Here is a 15,779-nt window from a genome sequence, read left to right as displayed (position 1 = left end):
CGCGCCTTTCTTTGCTTACTTTCTTTGGCAAGACAAAGAAAGTGAGTCAGCCCCGGCAGGGGATGAAACAAGGGATGCACCGACAACCCAAAACCCTGAAAACACCGTCGAAGGCCAGCGCTGTTGTGCCATCGTGACGGCCCGCGTGCAGCACGCAACGCTTTGGGACAGGCATCGACCGACGTTGACACACATCAACGCGGCGCGCACATCGCAGTTTTAGGATGAGCCATCGCCCCCACAAGAACCGCCCCATGTTTCCGTTCGCCAAGCCGGCCGATGATCCGTCCGCCGCAAATGACACCGCTTTCCGCTGGTCTGCGCCGGAGGTGCGCGCGCTGGCCCAGCGCTTTGATACGCACGGCCCGCGCTACACCTCGTACCCGACCGCCGACCGCTTTCACAACAAATTCGGTAACGCCGATTACCTCGACGCCTTGCACCGTCGCGCGGCGATTGCACCCGCGCTGCATGCCCCGCTGTCGCTGTACATGCACCTGCCGTTCTGCGCGAACCTTTGCTACTACTGCGGCTGCAACAAGGTCATCACAAAGGATCGCTCGCGCAGCGCACGCTACGTTGAAACCCTTGCCCGCGAGATGGCGATGGTGGCCAACCAGATTGGCCCACTGCGCCGCGTGACGCAATTGCATTGGGGCGGCGGCACGCCTACGTTCCTAGCGCACGATGAGATGCGCGCCGTGATGGCCGCCACACGGCAGCATTTCGACCTGGCCAGCGATGGCGAGATCTCCGTCGAACTCGACCCGCGCCACGCCGACGACGCCACGCTTGAAGTGCTGGCCGAGATCGGCTTCAACCGTGCGAGCCTCGGCATCCAAGACTTTGACCCCGACGTTCAGCGCGCGGTCCACCGCATCCAGAGCGTGGAAGAGACACGTCGCGTGGTCGACACGGCGCGGCGGCTGGGCTTCGAGTCGATCAGCTTCGACCTGATCTACGGCCTGCCGTATCAGCGCACCGAAACGTTCAACGCAACGCTCGACCGCGTGCTGGAGATGGCGCCTGATCGGCTTTCCGTCTACAGCTATGCGCACCTGCCGCACCTGTTCAAGGCGCAGCGCCGCATCGACATGCTTACGCTGCCCACCGCCGACGAAAAGCTCGACCTCCTGGCAATGACGGTGGAGCGCCTCGTTGCCGAGGGCTACGTCTACATCGGCATGGATCACTTCGCACGGCCTGACGATGCACTTGCCATCGCGCAGCGGGAAGGGCGGCTGCAGCGCAATTTCCAGGGCTATTCCACGCACGCCGATTGCGACATGCTGGCGTTCGGCGTGTCCGCGATTAGCCGCGTGGGCGATGTGTATGCGCAGAACGAGAAGGATCTCGACGCGTACTACGCACGCATCGATGCGGGAGAGTTGGCCGTGCTGCGCGGCATGTCGCTCACGCCGGACGATCACGTGCGCCGCGCGCTGATTGGCGAGTTGATGTGCGGGTTCGAATTGAACATGCGCGCATTCGGTGCGCGCCACGGACTGGACTTCAAGCGCAGCTTTGCGAACGAGCTGCAGGCGCTGGCGCCGCTGGAGGAAGCCGGGCTGGTGAGGGTGGGCGACGAGCGTATCGTCATCACGCCGCAAGGGCGGCTCCTGGTGCGCCGCATCGCGATGGTGTTCGATGCGCACCTGCGCGAGGCAGGCACGGAGCGCGCGGTGGAAGCCGAGGGCAAGCCCGTCACCTTCGTCCCGCGCTACTCCAAAGTGGTCTGATCGACCTACCGAGCCGTAGTCAGGTCAGACCGTGGCCGGCTCGGGCTGCAGCGCAGCGTCTTGCGTCTGCGCAGTCACGAGCGTCTGCGGCCAGATCTCCGCCAGGCGCAGCAGGTTGGTCGAACCGGCCTGGCCGAACGGCATGCCGGCCGTGATGGCGATCTGGTCGCCCGACACGGCAAAGCCTTCACGCGCGGCGGCGCGGCACGCTGCATCCACCATCTCGTCGACGTTGCTCACATCGGGGCTGACCGTGCTGTGCACGCCCCACGTGATTGCCAGACGGCGCGCCGTATCCAGGCGCGGCGTGATGCTCACGATAGGCGCCAGCGGCCGCTCGCGTGCGGCGCGCAGACTCGTCTTGCCGCTGGACGTATACGTGACGGTGGCCACTGCGCCGAGGATGTGCGTCACGTCGCGCAGGGCCGCGCAGATGGCGTCCTGGCGCGTCGGCAGCGGCGGCTGATGCTGCGCGTCGATCAGGTTGCGGTACAGCGGGTCGCGCTCCGTCTCGGCAATGATGCGGTTCATGATGCTGACCGCCGCCACCGGATGCTTGCCGCTGGCCGACTCGGCCGACAGCATCACGGCATCGGTGCCGTCGTACACGGCGCTGGCCACGTCCGACGCTTCGGCGCGCGTCGGTACCGGCGCCTCGATCATCGATTCCAGCATCTGCGTGGCCACGACCACCGGCTTGCCGTGGTGGCGCGCCATGCGCAGGATGCGCTTCTGCACGCCGGGCACGCGCTCGGGCGGCAGCTCCACGCCCAAGTCGCCGCGCGCCACCATCAGCGCATCGGACGCCTGCACGATGTCTTCCAGATGCAGTAGCGCTGCGGGCTTCTCGATCTTGGAGAGCAGGCCGGCGCGGTCGCCGATGATCTCGCGTGCGGCGATCACATCTTCGGCGCGCTGCACGAACGACAGCGCAATCCAGTCCACGCCCAACGACAGCGCGAAGTCCAGATCGCGCAGGTCTTTCTCGGTGAGCGCAGGGATGGGGATCACGGCATCCGGCACGTTCACGCCCTTGCGGTCCGACAGCGGGCCGCCATCGACCACGCGCGTGACGATGGCCGTCGGGTCGGCGGCTTCCACGGCCAGGCGGATCTTGCCGTCATCGAGCAACAGCGATTGCCCCGGCGCGGCAGCCGCGTACAGCTCCGGATGCGGCAGATGCACACGCGTGACATCCCCCGGCGTCGGATCGCGGTCGAGCACAAAGCGATCGCCGTTCTTGAGCACGACACGGCCGTCGGCAAACGTGCCGATGCGCAGCTTCGGGCCTTGCATGTCAGCGAGGATGCCGATCGGGCGGCCGGTCTCGGCCTCCACCGCGCGCACGGTGTCGTAGCGCTTGCGGTGGTCTTCGTGCGAGCCGTGGCTGAAGTTCAGGCGGAAGACGTCCGCGCCGGCGTCGAAGAGGGCGCGGATGGTGTCTTTGTCGCTGCTGGCGGGGCCTAGGGTGGCGAGGATTTTGGTGTTGCGGAAGCGGCGCATCGTTGATGGCTCCGGTGGGCTGGCTATTGCTTGCTGCGTTTGCGGACCTTGGTGGTCCATCTCCCTTTCACCCCCTGCCGGGGGCGACTCACTTTCTTTGTCTTGCCAAAGAAAGTAAGCAAAGAAAGGCGCGCCCGAGATGGCGACCCCTTCCTTGAATTTGTGTAACCGGGCGGAGACGGGGAAGACTCGCTGCGCTCAGACAGTTCCCCGTCTTTGTTCCGCCCGCTTACACAAATTCAAGGCGCCATCTAGGGCAAGGTACGGCAACACAATCTGTGTGCTGTCCTAGTTGGCTCCGTTTGTTGCTGTGTTGCTCGCTTTGCTTCGCGTTGTGTTGCCGGTTCCTGCTGCACTCGTGATCGACGGTTTGGCCGTTGACGTTCCTGCCCTAGATGGCGCCTTGAATTTCTGTTGCAGGGAGGAAAAAGAGGGGAGGCTGTTTGAGCGAAGCGAGTTTGCCTCTCCTCCCTCCCTGCGACATAAATTCAAGGAATCTTTCGCCATCTCGGGCGCGCCTTTCTTTGCTTACTTTCTTTGGCAAGACAAAGAAAGTGAGTCAGCCCCGGCAGGGGATGAAACAAGGGATGAACCACAAACATCAATCAATCCATCCCCCCAATCCAACATCAGCCAGTAATCAAAACCGCCCGAAAATCATTCACATTCGTCCGCGTAGGCCCAGTCACAATCAAATCGCCCAACGCATCAAAAAACCCATACCCATCGTTGTTGTCGAGCAACTGCTTCGGCTTCAACCCAAGCGCTTCAGCACGCGCGAGACTATCCGGCGTCAACATCGCACCCGCGTTGTCTTCCGAGCCATCAATGCCATCGGTATCGCAGGCAATTGCGTACACACCGGGCAGGCCATCCAACGCCACGCCCAGCGCCAGCAGGAACTCGGCATTGCGCCCGCCGCGGCCGTTACCGCGCACCGTCACCGTGGTTTCACCACCCGACAGAATCACGCACGGCTTGGTGAACGGCTGGTTGCGCGCCACGATCTGCCGCACGATGCCGGCGTGCACTTCGGCCACATCGCGCGCTTCGCCTTCAATGCTGTCCGACAGGATGTGCGCCTCGTAACCGAGCGCGCGTGCCTGTGCTGCGGCGGCTTCCAGCGCGTGCTGCGCTGTCGCAATGACATGGCTGCGATGGCCTTCGAAACGTGCATCGCCGGGCTTGGGTGTTTCGCCCGCGCCGGTTTCCAGATGACGGCGCACCGCTTCGGGCACGTCGATGCCGTATTTGTCGATCACGGCCAGCGCATCCACGCAGGTGGTCGCGTCGGGCAGCGTCGGGCCGCTGGCGATGAGCGTCGGGTCATCGCCGGGAATATCGGAGATCAGCAGCGTCTCGACGCGCGCCGGTGCGCACGCCAGTGCCAGTCGCCCGCCCTTGATCGATGAGAGGTGCTTGCGCACGCAGTTCATCTCGCCGATGCTCGCGCCGCTTTTGAGCAGCGCACGGTTGACGGACTGCTTGTCGGCCAGCGTCAAGCCTTCGGCCGGTGCAGCCAGCAGGGCCGAGCCACCGCCCGAGATCAGGCACAGGACGAGGTCGTCTTTCGTCAAACCTTCGAGCAGGCCGACCATGCGTTGCGCGGCACGTTGGCCGGCGGCATCGGGCACGGGGTGCGAGGCTTCCACCACTTCAATGCGGCCTTGCGTGCCGGGCGCGCGGCCGTGCTCGTAACGCGTGACGACCAGGCCAGACAGCTCGCCCTTCCAGTGCTGCTCCACCGCCTCGGCCATCGCCGCTGCGCCCTTGCCCGCACCGATGACGATGGTGCGGCCACGCGGCGGTTCGGGCAGGAATGCAGGCAGGCATTGCGCAGCGCTGACCGCAGCCACCGCGGTATCAAACAGGCCGTGCAGCAACGCGCGCGGCGACGGATTGGGCAAGACAGCGCGCAGGGCGGCCTGGGCAGACTGGTCGTGGTGCATGGCAGGAAGCGGGGAGACAGCAAAAAGAACTGCCGCCGCCCGAAGGCTGCGACAGTGCACACAACTTAGGCACGCATTCAGGCGATGTCGTGATTCGACATGATCTCGATCGCGCGGCACAGCGCCGAGTGGTCTTGCTTGCCCATGCCGTTGGCAGCGCAGGTGTTGAACAGCTCCTGTGCGGTGGCGGTGTTCGGCAGCGCCACGCCCAGAACCTTCGCGCCTTGCAGTGCCAAGTTCAGATCCTTCTGGTGCAGCTCGATGCGGAAGCCCGGATCGAACGTACGCTTGACCATGCGCTCGCCGTGCACTTCGAGAATGCGCGAGGCAGCGAAACCGCCCATCAGCGCCTGACGCACCTTTGCGGGGTCGGCACCGGCCTTCGACGCGAACAGCAGCGCTTCCGACACGGCCTGGATGTTCAGCGCCACGATGATCTGGTTGGCCACCTTGGTGGTTTGGCCGTCGCCGTTGCCGCCGACCAGCGTGATGTTCTTGCCCATCAGGTTGAACAACGGAGCCACGCGATCGAACGCAGCCTGCTCACCGCCCACCATGATCGTCAGCGATGCGGCCTTCGCGCCCACTTCGCCACCCGACACCGGAGCGTCCAGGTATTGCGCGCCGGTCTTGTTGATGCGGGCTGCAAAGTCCTTCGTCGCGATCGGCGAGATCGAGCTCATGTCGACGACGATCTTGTTGGCAGCAGCGTCCTTGCCGGCATCCTTCAGCGCCTTGGCGACGCCCTTCTCGCTGAACAGCACGGCTTCAACGTGCGGGGTGTCCGGCACCATGATGAAGATGATGTCGGCGCGCTTGGCGACTTCCTCGGCGCTCGTGCAGACCGTCACGCCGGCTTCCACCAGCGCGGCCGGGGCCGGGTTGACGTCGTGCACGAACAGCGTGTGGCCGGCGGCGCGCAGGTGGCCTGCCATGGGGGCGCCCATGATGCCGAGGCCGATGAAACCGAGGTTGAGATTGTTTGCCATGGTGAGGGATCTCCTTGGTTTGGGTGTTGGTTCGTTGGTTGTTGGATTGGGCCTTGGTGGTCCACTCTCTTTCACCCCCTGCCGGGGGCGACTCACTTTCTTTGTCTTGCCAAAGAAAGTAAGCAAAGAAAGGCGCGCCCGAGATGGCGACCCCTTCCTTGAATTTGTGTAACCGTGCGGGGAAGGAGGCAAACTCGCTGCGCTCAGACAGGCCTCCTTCCTTTTTCCGCCCGCTTACACAAATTCAAGGCGCCATCTAGGGCAGGGTACGGCCACACAATCTGTGCGCTGTCCCAGCTGGCTCTCGTTTGGTGCTGTTGTTGCTCGCTTTGCTTCGCGTTGTGCTGCTGGTTCCTACTGCACTTGTGGTCGATGGTGTGGCCGTTGGAGCCCTAGATGGCGCCTTGAATTTCTGTTGCAGGGAGGAAAAAGAGGGGAGGCTGTTTGAGCGAAGCGAGTTTGCCTCTCCTCCCTCCCTGCGACAGAAATTCAAGGAATCCTTCGCCATCTCGGGCGCGCCTTTCTTTGCTTACTTTCTTTGGCAAGACAAAGAAAGTGAGTCAGCCCCGGCAGGGGATGAAACAAGGGATGAACCACCGGAGCAAAACCAAACCGAAACAAAAGTCTCAAGCAACGTTGTGCGCAGCGCGCCAGCCCAAGCCTTCCACAGTCCCAGCCTTAGGCTTGTACTCACACCCAATCCACCCGGTGTAACCAATCTCATCGAGCCACTTGAACAAGAACTGATAGTTGATCTCGCCAGTCCCCGGTTCATTGCGCCCGGGGTTGTCCGCCAACTGCACATGCTTGATCTTGTCCAGATGGCGCTTCAGCGTGCTAGCCACTTCGCCTTCCATCCGTTGCATGTGATAGATGTCGTACTGCACGTACAGGTTGGACGCATCCACGTCGTTGATCAGGTCCAGCGCCTGCTGCGTGCGGTTCAGGTAGAAGCCCGGAATATCGAACGTGTTGATCGGCTCGATCAGCAGGTCGATCTTCTCGGCCTTCAGTGCCTTCGCCGCAAACCTCAGGTTCTCCACCAGCGTCTTGCGCGCAGCGTCTTCGCTCACGCCTTCGGGGCGAATGCCCACCAGGCAGTTGAGCTGTTTCACGCCGAGCACCTTGGCGTATTTGATGGCTTCGCCCACGCCGTCCTGAAACTCGCTCACGCGATCCGGCAGGATGGCGATACCGCGCTCGCCGCCGTCCCAGTTGCCGGCCGGCAGGTTGTGCAGGACCAGGTCGAGCTGGAAGCGGTTCAGGCGATCGGCAATCTGGTCGGCATGAAACGCGTAGGGGAACAGGAACTCCACACCGCGGAAGCCCGCACGCGCGGCGGCTTCGAAGCGGTCGAGGAAGGCCTGCTCGTTGAAGAGCATGGTCAGGTTGGCTGCCAGCTTTGTCATGGTTTCTCCTGTTATCGGACGGTGAGGGAACGACGCGCCGTCTTTATGCGGTGACGCCTTCGGCTTCCGTGAGGGTGTCTTCCAGGTCGAGCACCTCTTCAAACTCGACCACGTTGTCGATCTCCGTGCCCATTGCGATGTTGGTCACGCGCTCGAGAATCACTTCCACCATCACCGGCACCGAGAACTCGGCCATCAGCAGGCGGGCCTGCGCGAAGGCGGGTTCGATGTCTTCGGGCTTGAACACGCGGATTGCCTTGCAGCCCAGGCCTTCCACCACCTTCACGTGGTCGACGCCGTAGCCGTTCAGCTCGGGTGCGTTGACGTTGTCGAAGGCGAGCTGGACGCAGTAGTCCATGTCGAAGTTGCGCTGCGCCTGGCGGATCAGCCCCAGGTACGAGTTGTTCACCACCACGTGGATGTACGGCACCTTGAACTGCGCGGCCACCGCCATCTCTTCGATCATGAACTGGAAGTCGTAGTCACCCGAGATGGCCACCACGTCGCTGTTGGGCGAGGCCACCTTCACGCCGATGGCGGCGGGAATCGTCCAGCCCAGCGGGCCTGCCTGGCCGCAGTTGATCCAGTGGCGCGGCTGGTTGACCGACAGGAACTGCGCGGCAGCGATCTGCGACAGGCCAATGGTCGACACATAGCGAACGTCGCGCGGGAAGTACTGGTTCATCTCGCGGTACACGCGCTGCGGCTTGATGGGCACGTTGTCGAAGTCCGAGCGACGCAGCATCGTGCGCTTGCGTTTCTGCACGTCGGCGTTCCAGCGCTTGCGGCACGGCAGCTTGCCGGCGGCCTTCAGCTCGCGCGCGACTTCAATGAACTTCTCCAGTGCCGCCTTGGCGTCCGAAACGATGCCCAGGTCCGGCCCGAACACGCGGCCGATCTGGGTCGGTTCGATATCGACGTGGATGAACTTGCGGCCCTTGGTGTACACGTCGACGCTGCCGGTGTGGCGGTTGGCCCAGCGGTTGCCGATGCCGAACACAAAGTCGGATGCGAGCAGCGTGGCGTTGCCGTAACGGTGCGACGTTTGCAGGCCGACCATGCCGGCGTTGAGCGGGTGGTCGTCGGCCAGCACGCCCCAGCCCATCAGCGTCGGGACCACCGGCACGTTCACCAGCTCGGCAAACTCGACCATCAGCTTGGCCGCATCGGCGTTGATCACGCCGCCGCCGCACACCAGCAGCGGGCGCTCGGCTTCGCACAGCATCGCGATGGCGCGCTCGGCTTGGGCACGCGTGGCCGCGGGCTTGTAGACCGGCAGCGGGCTGTACGTGTCGGGGTCGAATTCGATTTCGGCGACTTGCACGTCGAACGGCAGGTCGATCAGCACAGGGCCCGGGCGGCCCGAGCGCATCAGGTGGAAGGCTTGCTGGAACACGCGCGGCAACAGCGCCGGCTCGCGCACGGTGACGGCCCATTTCGTGACCGGCTTGGCGATCGACTCGATGTCGACGGCCTGGAAATCTTCCTTGTACAGGCGGGCGCGGGGTGCCTGGCCCGTGATGCACAGGATGGGAATCGAGTCTGCCCAGGCCGAGTACAGGCCGGTGATCATGTCGGTGCCGGCGGGGCCCGACGTGCCGATGCACACGCCGATGTTGCCCGGCTCCGCACGGGTGTAGCCCTCGGCCATGTGCGAGGCGCCTTCAACGTGGCGGGCCAGCACGTGGTCAATGTTGCCGGCGCGGCGCAGCGCCGAGTACAACGGGTTGATGGCGGCACCAGGCACGCCGAAGGCGGTGGTGATGCCTTCTTTTTCCATCACCGCAACTGCGGCATCAATCGCTCTCATCTTCGGCATGGGGTGTCTCCAGGAATGGAAGGTGGGAATCAGTTGGAGCCGATCCTATTCCCGCATGCCGATATGGATAAACGCAGATTTCGTCAGTTGATTGCTAACTGAGAATACTGAATGGATTTGCGTGCTGCACCAATACCAAGGCAGCCAATATGCCGGAAAACCTTGAATTCAAAACGCTTTCAGGCGCTTTGATGCGACGCAGCAATGGGGCGCGGCCCGCTCGCATCGATCACATCGGCGTCCACTATTTTTGCCATTCGTCACAGGTGATATGCGCCAGAAAGCCGCAATCCTGGTACGGAATGCTCACTAAAATGGTCAGACATTGCGAACTGGAATGATGGAATGGACAAGCTCAAGCAGATCGAAGCGTTCATCGCCGTGGTGGAACACGGCAGCATGGCCGCCGCCGCGCTCACGCAAGACGTGACGCCCGTCATGATCGGACGCCGCATCAACGCGCTGGAGGCCCGCCTGGGCGTGAAGCTGCTGCACCGGTCGACTCGCCGCATTGCGGTGACGGAGCAGGGCGCGGTCTTCATGGAACAGTGCAAGAAGGCGCTGGGCGAGCTGGACCGCGCGGAGCTGCTGGTTGCCGAAGGCCGTCACAAGGCGACCGGGCACCTGATCGTCTCGGCGCCGGCTGCGTTCGGCCGCAAGCACGTCGCACCGCACGCCCCGGACTTCCTGCGTGCCAACCCCGACGTGCGCATCTCGTTCAACCTGACCGACCGCGTGGTCGACCTCGTGCGCGAAGGCTACGACGTGGGCATCCGCATTGGTGGCGCGATCGATCCGAACTTCGTGGCGATCCGCCTGGCGTCGAACAAGCGCGTGGTGTGCGGCACGCCTGCGTACTTCGCCAAGCACGGGGTGCCGCGCACGCTGGATGACCTCGCGCGCCATAACTGCCTCGCCTTCAACCTGCAGGGCGGTCAGCAGCGCGGCTGGTATTTCCAGCAGAACGGCAAGGCCGTCACCGTGAAGGTGAACGGCAACCTCGACTGCAACGACGGTGAACTGCTGCACCGCTGGATGGGCGAAGGCCTGGGCCTGGGCTGGCGCTCAACGTGGGAGATCCAGCCTGAGCTGGAATCCGGCGCGCTGATGACGGTGCTCGACGACTACGCGCTGCCCGACTACGACATCCTTGCCGTGTACCCGCAGCAGCGGCCGGTGCCGGCAAAGATCCGGTTCTTTATCGAGCACCTGAAGACGGTGTACGGGCAGGCGGGGTATTGGTCGCGAACGCGTTGACCGTGCGGAAATGGATGACGGTTCCTAAACTTGTCATCAGACGCATCGCGGGTGGCGCGCTCAATGCCGGAGACGGAAGATGCTACACAGAACTGCAGTTCTCGGCGCTCTCATGCTCAGCACCTCCGCCCTGGCGTGCGATCTGACCGGGCTTGAGCACCCGCTGGTCTTCTCGCCCGGCGAGTCTGCGCTGCCGACCGCCGAAATCCTGAAACTGGCGGAATGGGATTCGCAGCTCAAAGAAGATTTTCGCAGCGGCGGCAAGTACCGGGTGCGCTTGCGGGAGGCGTCGGAGCCTGCGTCCGACCCAGAGCTGGCAGTGCTGCGCCTCAGAAGCATCCAGGCCGTGCTGGACGCTGTCGGAATCGAGGGCGAGAAAGTCGAGTCGTCCGAAGCCGATACGCATCTGCGTGCCGCTGAACGCGAGGGCGTCGCCCCGAAAATGCCGACCGCCGCCTACGTTGTTTTCCAACCGGACTGCCAGAACCCGTGTTGCCCGGGCTCCGCGCCCGCCGCTCCGCTCGCTCCCGAGCGTAAGCGCTAGGTAATCACCACACGCCCCTGCGTCAGATCCCGCAGCGTGACCCGCGCGGCGGCCTCGTCCGTCACCGGCAACCGCACCGTGAGCGTGACACCTGCATCGTACGCAGCATCGACGAGCGCATACCCGCCATCGTCGATCCAGCGGCGGATTCGCGCCTCATCGGCGTAATCGGTGGCGAGGGTGAGCGTGGTGCTGGCGATGCGCTCCACGCGTTCGGCCTGCATGAGGGCGGTGGCAATGGCATCCGTGTAGGCGCGCACCAGACCGCCGGCGCCGAGCTTCACGCCGCCGAAGTAACGCACCACGGCGCCCAGCGTCCCATCCAGATCGTGATGGCGCAGCACTTCCAGAATGGGGCGCCCCGCCGTCCCAGAGGGCTCCCCATCGTCGGACATGCCTGACTGGCCACCTGCCAGGAGCGCCCAGCAGACGTGCGTGGCAGCGGGGTGTTCGGCGCGCAGGCGTGCAATCACGTCCATGGCGGCAGCCCGGTCTTCCACCGGCACGGCCAACCCGATAAAGCGGCTTTTCTTGATTTCCAGCTCGGCGGAAACCGGCGCGCGCAGCGTGTACGTCGGCACGCGCGATCAGGCTAGGAGAGCGGCTACGAGATCCGTCGCGCGGCCGCCCGGCGATTCGAACTTGAGCGACGCCTCGGTGTGCGCCATGTGCTCTTCCATCAGTGCGATGGCGCCTTCCACGTCGCCGCGCTTGGCGGCGTCCAGGAAAGCAGTGTGTTCGTCGGACGAACGCACGGCGTCGTACGTCGACTGGTACATCATCGTGATCACCGAGCTGCGGGCGGAAAGCTCATACAGCATTTCCTTGAGCACGCTATTCCCCACCACGTCGGCCATCAGGAGGTGAAAGTCGGCCATCAGGCGATTGCGGCGCGGGACGTCAGATAAGTCGCCGCTTGCCGCCACCTTGTGTTCTTCGGCCAGGTGCTTCTCCAGCCGCTTGTAGTCGGCCGGCGTCGCTTTGGCGATGAACTCGCGCACCAGCGCGACTTCCAGCACGCGGCGTACGGCAAACACCTCGCGCGCCTCGGTCTCGTCAGGTTTGGCAACGAACGCACCGCGATCCGGCTCCATGCGGATCAGCTTGTCCTTTGCGAGCATCAGCAGCGCTGCGCGAATCTTCGTGCGGCTGACGTGGTAGACCCGCGCCAGCGCCTCTTCCCGCAGCTTGGTGCCCGGCGGCAGCCGATGCGCGACGATCGCCTGGGCGATGTCGTCGGCAATGCCTTCGGAGGAGATGTCGGCGGCGGTGGTTTCGGTCATGGTGCCGATTTTACCGCCGTCCGACAGCAGCGCCGCTTCAGGCATGCGGCAGCGTGTGGGCGGCTTGTGCAGCCACACCGTGGCCGTGCGCAATCGCCTCGCCTTCTTCGGTGATGTCGATCTTGCCGTCGAGCACCGCATTGGCGCGCACGCGGTCGATGTCTTTCTCCCACGCGGCGATGACCACCGTGGCGACGCAGTTGCCGATCAGGTTGCCCAGCGCACGGGCAATGCCGATGAACCAGTCGACGGAAAGCACCAGCACCAGGCCGATCGCCGGAATGGCCGGAATGACCGACAGCGTGGCCGCAAGGATCACGATGGCCGAACCAGGAATGCCGTGCGCGCCCTTGGAGGTGACCAGCGCCACGCCCAGGATCAGCAGCAGATCCTGCAGCGCCAGCGGCGTGTTGGTCGCCTGCGCGATGAACACGGCGGCCAGCGTCAGGTAGATCGAGAACGCATCGAGGTTGAACGAGTAGCCCGTCGGGATGACAAGGCCGACCACCGAGCGCTTGATGCCCATCTTCTCCAGCTTGTTCATGATGGACGGCAGCACCGCGTCGGACGATGCCGTGCCCAGCACCACCAGCAGTTCGGCGCGCAGGAAGCGGATCAGCTTGAAGATGTTGAAGCCGGCCATGCGCAGGATGGTGCCGAGCACGACGAACACGAACAGTGCCACGGCCACATAGAACAGCAGCACCAGGAAGCCAAGCTGCTTGAGCGAGCCCGCACCGTACTTGCCGACGGTAAAGGCCACCGCGCCCAGCACGCCCAGCGGTGCCAGACGGATGATCACGGCCATCATGCGGAACAGCACATGCGAGAGCTGGTCGATCAGGTTGACCAGCGGCTTGGTCCGCTCACCCAGCAGCGACAGCGAGCAGCCGAACAGGATCGACACCAGCAGCACCTGCAGGATGTCGCCCTTCACAAAGCCGCTGACGAACGTATCGGGAATCAGCTTGAGGAAGAACGCTGCCACGCCGGTCGATTCCACCTGTTTGGCGGTCGTCATGTACGACGCCATGGCTGCCGGATCGAGCGTCTTCGGGTCCACATTCATACCGTGGCCCGGGCCGAACAGATAGGCCAGCGCAATGCCCAGTGCCAGCGCAATCGTCGTGACGATCTCAAAGTAGATGACGGCCTTGCCGCCTACGCGCCCAACCTTCTTCAGCTCGCCGGCACCGCAGATCCCCACCACCACCACGGAGAACACGATCGGCGCGATCAGCATCTTGATCAGCTTCAGAAAGCCATCGCCGAGCGGCTGCAGTTTCTGGGCAAACTCCGGCGCCCAGATGCCCAGCGCGATGCCCAACGCCAGGGCAATCAAAACCTGCCCGAACAACGGGCGCGTAAAGCGTTGCATGGTGAATCCTCCTTTGGATTACTGGTGTCTCAAGCCGTGCCCAATCGTCTAATTCAGTTGGTTGCGATTGTCGTCACGGCCTTGTTTCGCTCGCTGCGTCGCAACAAATTGTCGCGATGAATTGTTGAGCGTTGACGGCATCATAGGCGATCCAATTTTTGTATGCAATTTTTGAATTCACATGCTAGGATCGACTCATGCAGTCCCGCGAAGCCTTGTGCTTCCGCCGTTTACGCTGCACTTCCGGCGTTCCCATCGCTACAGTTTCGAGTGTCCTTACTCGCTGTTTTTGTTCGATGGGCCGGCCGTATAACATCCAGAGACAAAACACCAAGGAGTTCCACATGGCGATGCCCACGCTCGATCCGAACGCGCCGGATTTCACGCGCCGATATCCGAACCTGGCGGACCCCCGCCTTGGCGCAGAGGCCACGTTCGCGACCGACGAATTCTTCGCGCCGAAAGACCGCATGCTCAACCCCGAGCCGGCGGTGTTCATTCCGGGCAAATACGACGACCACGGCAAGTGGATGGATGGCTGGGAAACGCGCCGTCGCCGTAACGGCGGCTATGACCACTGCATCGTCCGCCTGGCCCGCCCCGGCGTCGTGAAGGGTGTCGATATCGACACGAGCCACTTCACCGGCAACTTCCCGCCGGCCGCTTCCATTGAAGCCGCTTATCTGCCGGATGGCGAACCGACCGAGGCCACGCAGTGGACTGAAATCGTTCCGTCGACCACGCTGCAAGGCAACAGCCACGCCTACGTGGCCGTGATGAACACGCAGGCCTTCACGCACCTGCGCGTGAACATCTTCCCGGACGGCGGCATCGCGCGCCTGCGCGTGTACGGGCAGCCGCAAGTCGACTGGAAGGGCGCGGATCGCACCAAGCTGTTCGACTTGGCCGCCATGGAAAACGGCGCCTATGTGGTGGAAGCCAACAATGAACACTTCGGGCCGGCCTCGCGCATGCTGATGCCGGGCCGCGGCGTGAACATGGGCGACGGCTGGGAAACGCGCCGCCGCCGCGAACCGGGCAACGACTGGTGCGTGATCGCGCTGGCCAACCCGGGCCGCATCCGCAAGATCGAAGTCGACACCGCGCACTTCAAGGGCAACTTTGCTGACCGCGTTTCCATCCAGGCCGCGCGCGTGGTGGGCGGCACCGACAGCTCACTGAAGACGCAGGCGATGTTCTGGCAAACGCTGCTGCCCGAGCAGAAGCTGCAGATGGATCTGCAGCACTACTACGAAGCGGAAATCGCCGATCTCGGCATCGTCACGCACGTGCGCTTCAACATGTTCCCGGACGGCGGCGTGTCGCGTCTGCGCCTGTGGGGGGTGCTCGAATGAGTCAAGAGACCGCAGCACGCATTGCGCTGACCATCGAGCCGCTCACGCGCGAAGCCTTCGCGCCGTTCGGCGACGTGATCGAGCTGGACGGGGCCAAGCAATTCCCCATCAACCAGGGCACGACCATCCGCTTTCATGACCTCGCCAACGTGGACGTGGGCGAGGGCGGCCGTGCGCTGATCAGCCTGTTCCGTGGTCAGCCGCGCACGCTGCCGTTTGAGGTCAAGATGCTGGAGCGCCACCCGCGTGGCAGCCAGGCCTTCATCCCGCAGAACGACAAGCCGTATCTGGTGGTTGTGGCGCCGGCCGGCGAGCTGGACCCGTCGAAGTTGCGCGCGTTCGTCTCGCGCGGCTGGCAAGGCGTGAACTACGCGCGCGGCGTGTGGCACCACCCGCTGCTGGCCCTGGGCGAGGTGAGCGATTTCCTCGTTGTCGATCGTGGTGGCGAAGGCCATAACTGCGACGAGCAAGACCTGGCCGAATCGGTGTGGTTGACCGCCGAGGCCATGCAGGCCGCGCTGTAAGCATCGCGTCATCGTGCCGATCCTGAGCCC

14 protein-coding genes are annotated in these 15,779 nt (G+C 63.8%); 6 read left to right on the top strand and 8 right to left on the bottom strand.

What is annotated here, in order from left to right; translation table 11 throughout:
- Positions 1 to 254: 254 nt before the first annotated feature.
- Entirely contained in the window at positions 255 to 1,739 is a 1,485-nt protein-coding gene (gene hemN, locus ACTJK6_RS21645) for an oxygen-independent coproporphyrinogen III oxidase (RefSeq protein ID WP_440840253.1), read from the top strand.
- Positions 1,740 to 1,763: 24 nt separating this feature from the next.
- Here hemN and pyk read toward each other — a convergent pair whose 3' ends face one another.
- Positions 1,764 to 3,242 (bottom strand): pyruvate kinase, encoded by a 1,479-nt coding sequence (pyk, locus tag ACTJK6_RS21640; protein WP_232041360.1) that lies wholly within the window; start codon positions 3,240 to 3,242, stop codon positions 1,764 to 1,766.
- Positions 3,243 to 3,534: 292 nt separating this feature from the next.
- Here pyk and ACTJK6_RS21635 point away from each other — a divergent pair, with 292 nt between their 5' ends.
- Positions 3,535 to 3,882: a hypothetical protein gene (locus ACTJK6_RS21635; protein WP_440840142.1), complete on the top strand. Its 348-nt coding sequence runs from the start codon at positions 3,535 to 3,537 to the stop codon at positions 3,880 to 3,882.
- On the opposite strand, the gene ACTJK6_RS21630 is transcribed toward ACTJK6_RS21635, so the two are convergent.
- The 4 genes from ACTJK6_RS21630 to gcl all read right to left on the bottom strand — a co-directional run bounded on the left by ACTJK6_RS21630 (position 3,872) and on the right by gcl (position 9,408).
- Positions 3,872 to 5,191, bottom strand: a complete 1,320-nt coding sequence (locus ACTJK6_RS21630) for a glycerate kinase type-2 family protein (RefSeq protein WP_232041359.1) — start codon at positions 5,189 to 5,191, stop codon at positions 3,872 to 3,874. The genes ACTJK6_RS21635 and ACTJK6_RS21630 overlap by 11 nt on opposite strands.
- A gap of 77 nt (positions 5,192 to 5,268) precedes the next feature.
- Positions 5,269 to 6,180: a 2-hydroxy-3-oxopropionate reductase gene (gene glxR / locus ACTJK6_RS21625; protein WP_232041358.1), complete on the bottom strand. Its 912-nt coding sequence runs from the start codon at positions 6,178 to 6,180 to the stop codon at positions 5,269 to 5,271.
- Between the two features lie 626 nt (positions 6,181 to 6,806).
- Complete coding sequence (hyi, locus tag ACTJK6_RS21620; protein ID WP_440840141.1) at positions 6,807 to 7,589, bottom strand: hydroxypyruvate isomerase; 783 nt, start codon at positions 7,587 to 7,589, stop codon at positions 6,807 to 6,809.
- A 43-nt stretch (positions 7,590 to 7,632) separates the two neighbouring features.
- Positions 7,633 to 9,408 carry a glyoxylate carboligase gene (gene gcl, locus ACTJK6_RS21615; protein ID WP_440840140.1) on the bottom strand — a complete coding sequence of 592 codons (1,776 nt, stop codon included), beginning with the start codon at positions 9,406 to 9,408 and terminating at the stop codon, positions 7,633 to 7,635.
- Positions 9,409 to 9,753: 345 nt separating this feature from the next.
- On the opposite strand from gcl, the gene ACTJK6_RS21610 reads away from it, so the two are divergent.
- Positions 9,754 to 10,665, top strand: a complete 912-nt coding sequence (locus ACTJK6_RS21610; protein WP_004628698.1) for a LysR family transcriptional regulator — start codon at positions 9,754 to 9,756, stop codon at positions 10,663 to 10,665.
- A 112-nt stretch (positions 10,666 to 10,777) separates the two neighbouring features.
- Positions 10,778 to 11,209, top strand: a complete 432-nt coding sequence (locus tag ACTJK6_RS21605) for a hypothetical protein (RefSeq protein ID WP_440840139.1) — start codon at positions 10,778 to 10,780, stop codon at positions 11,207 to 11,209.
- Here ACTJK6_RS21605 and ACTJK6_RS21600 read toward each other — a convergent pair.
- Genes ACTJK6_RS21600 through ACTJK6_RS21590 form a run of 3 tightly spaced genes read right to left on the bottom strand, consistent with a single transcriptional unit; the run spans position 11,206 to position 13,870 of the window.
- Positions 11,206 to 11,790 carry an IMPACT family protein gene (locus ACTJK6_RS21600; RefSeq protein WP_440840138.1) on the bottom strand — a complete coding sequence of 195 codons (585 nt, stop codon included), beginning with the start codon at positions 11,788 to 11,790 and terminating at the stop codon, positions 11,206 to 11,208. The two genes, ACTJK6_RS21605 and ACTJK6_RS21600, sit on opposite strands and share 4 nt — an antisense overlap.
- A 6-nt stretch (positions 11,791 to 11,796) precedes the next feature.
- Complete coding sequence (locus ACTJK6_RS21595) at positions 11,797 to 12,492, bottom strand: GntR family transcriptional regulator (protein WP_024977277.1); 696 nt, start codon at positions 12,490 to 12,492, stop codon at positions 11,797 to 11,799.
- Between the two features lie 37 nt (positions 12,493 to 12,529).
- A complete protein-coding gene (locus tag ACTJK6_RS21590) occupies positions 12,530 to 13,870 on the bottom strand; it encodes a C4-dicarboxylate transporter DctA (RefSeq protein ID WP_232041353.1) in 1,341 nt (446 codons plus the stop codon).
- Between the two features lie 344 nt (positions 13,871 to 14,214).
- Between ACTJK6_RS21590 and alc the strand changes: the two genes are divergently transcribed.
- The gene (gene alc / locus ACTJK6_RS21585; protein ID WP_260803943.1) at positions 14,215 to 15,225 is read left to right on the top strand and encodes an allantoicase; all 1,011 of its coding nucleotides are present in this window, start codon (positions 14,215 to 14,217) and stop codon (positions 15,223 to 15,225) included.
- On the top strand, positions 15,222 to 15,749 hold the full coding sequence (locus tag ACTJK6_RS21580) for an ureidoglycolate lyase (RefSeq protein WP_232041351.1): 528 nt from the start codon (positions 15,222 to 15,224) through the stop codon (positions 15,747 to 15,749). Before alc ends, ACTJK6_RS21580 begins: the two co-directional genes overlap by 4 nt.
- Positions 15,750 to 15,779 lie beyond the last annotated feature (30 nt).

Origin of the sequence: Ralstonia sp. 22086, assembly GCF_052045975.1 — a bacterium.
In the GTDB taxonomy this organism is placed as follows: Bacteria; Pseudomonadota; Gammaproteobacteria; order Burkholderiales; family Burkholderiaceae; genus Ralstonia; species Ralstonia wenshanensis.
Note: the sequence above shows the minus strand (reverse complement) of the source record. Positions and strands in the feature narration are given on the sequence as shown.

Coding starts and splice junctions, on each gene's coding strand:
- hemN (WP_440840253.1), top strand. CDS start 255: ATGTTTCCGTTCGCCAAGCCGGCCGATGATCCGTCCGCCGCAAATGAC.
- pyk (WP_232041360.1), bottom strand. CDS start 3,242: ATGCGCCGCTTCCGCAACACCAAAATCCTCGCCACCCTAGGCCCCGCC.
- ACTJK6_RS21630 (WP_232041359.1), bottom strand. CDS start 5,191: ATGCACCACGACCAGTCTGCCCAGGCCGCCCTGCGCGCTGTCTTGCCC.
- glxR (WP_232041358.1), bottom strand. CDS start 6,180: ATGGCAAACAATCTCAACCTCGGTTTCATCGGCCTCGGCATCATGGGC.
- hyi (WP_440840141.1), bottom strand. CDS start 7,589: ATGACAAAGCTGGCAGCCAACCTGACCATGCTCTTCAACGAGCAGGCC.
- gcl (WP_440840140.1), bottom strand. CDS start 9,408: ATGCCGAAGATGAGAGCGATTGATGCCGCAGTTGCGGTGATGGAAAAA.
- ACTJK6_RS21610 (WP_004628698.1), top strand. CDS start 9,754: ATGGACAAGCTCAAGCAGATCGAAGCGTTCATCGCCGTGGTGGAACAC.
- ACTJK6_RS21605 (WP_440840139.1), top strand. CDS start 10,778: ATGCTCAGCACCTCCGCCCTGGCGTGCGATCTGACCGGGCTTGAGCAC.
- ACTJK6_RS21595 (WP_024977277.1), bottom strand. CDS start 12,492: ATGACCGAAACCACCGCCGCCGACATCTCCTCCGAAGGCATTGCCGAC.
- ACTJK6_RS21590 (WP_232041353.1), bottom strand. CDS start 13,870: ATGCAACGCTTTACGCGCCCGTTGTTCGGGCAGGTTTTGATTGCCCTG.
- alc (WP_260803943.1), top strand. CDS start 14,215: ATGGCGATGCCCACGCTCGATCCGAACGCGCCGGATTTCACGCGCCGA.
- ACTJK6_RS21580 (WP_232041351.1), top strand. CDS start 15,222: ATGAGTCAAGAGACCGCAGCACGCATTGCGCTGACCATCGAGCCGCTC.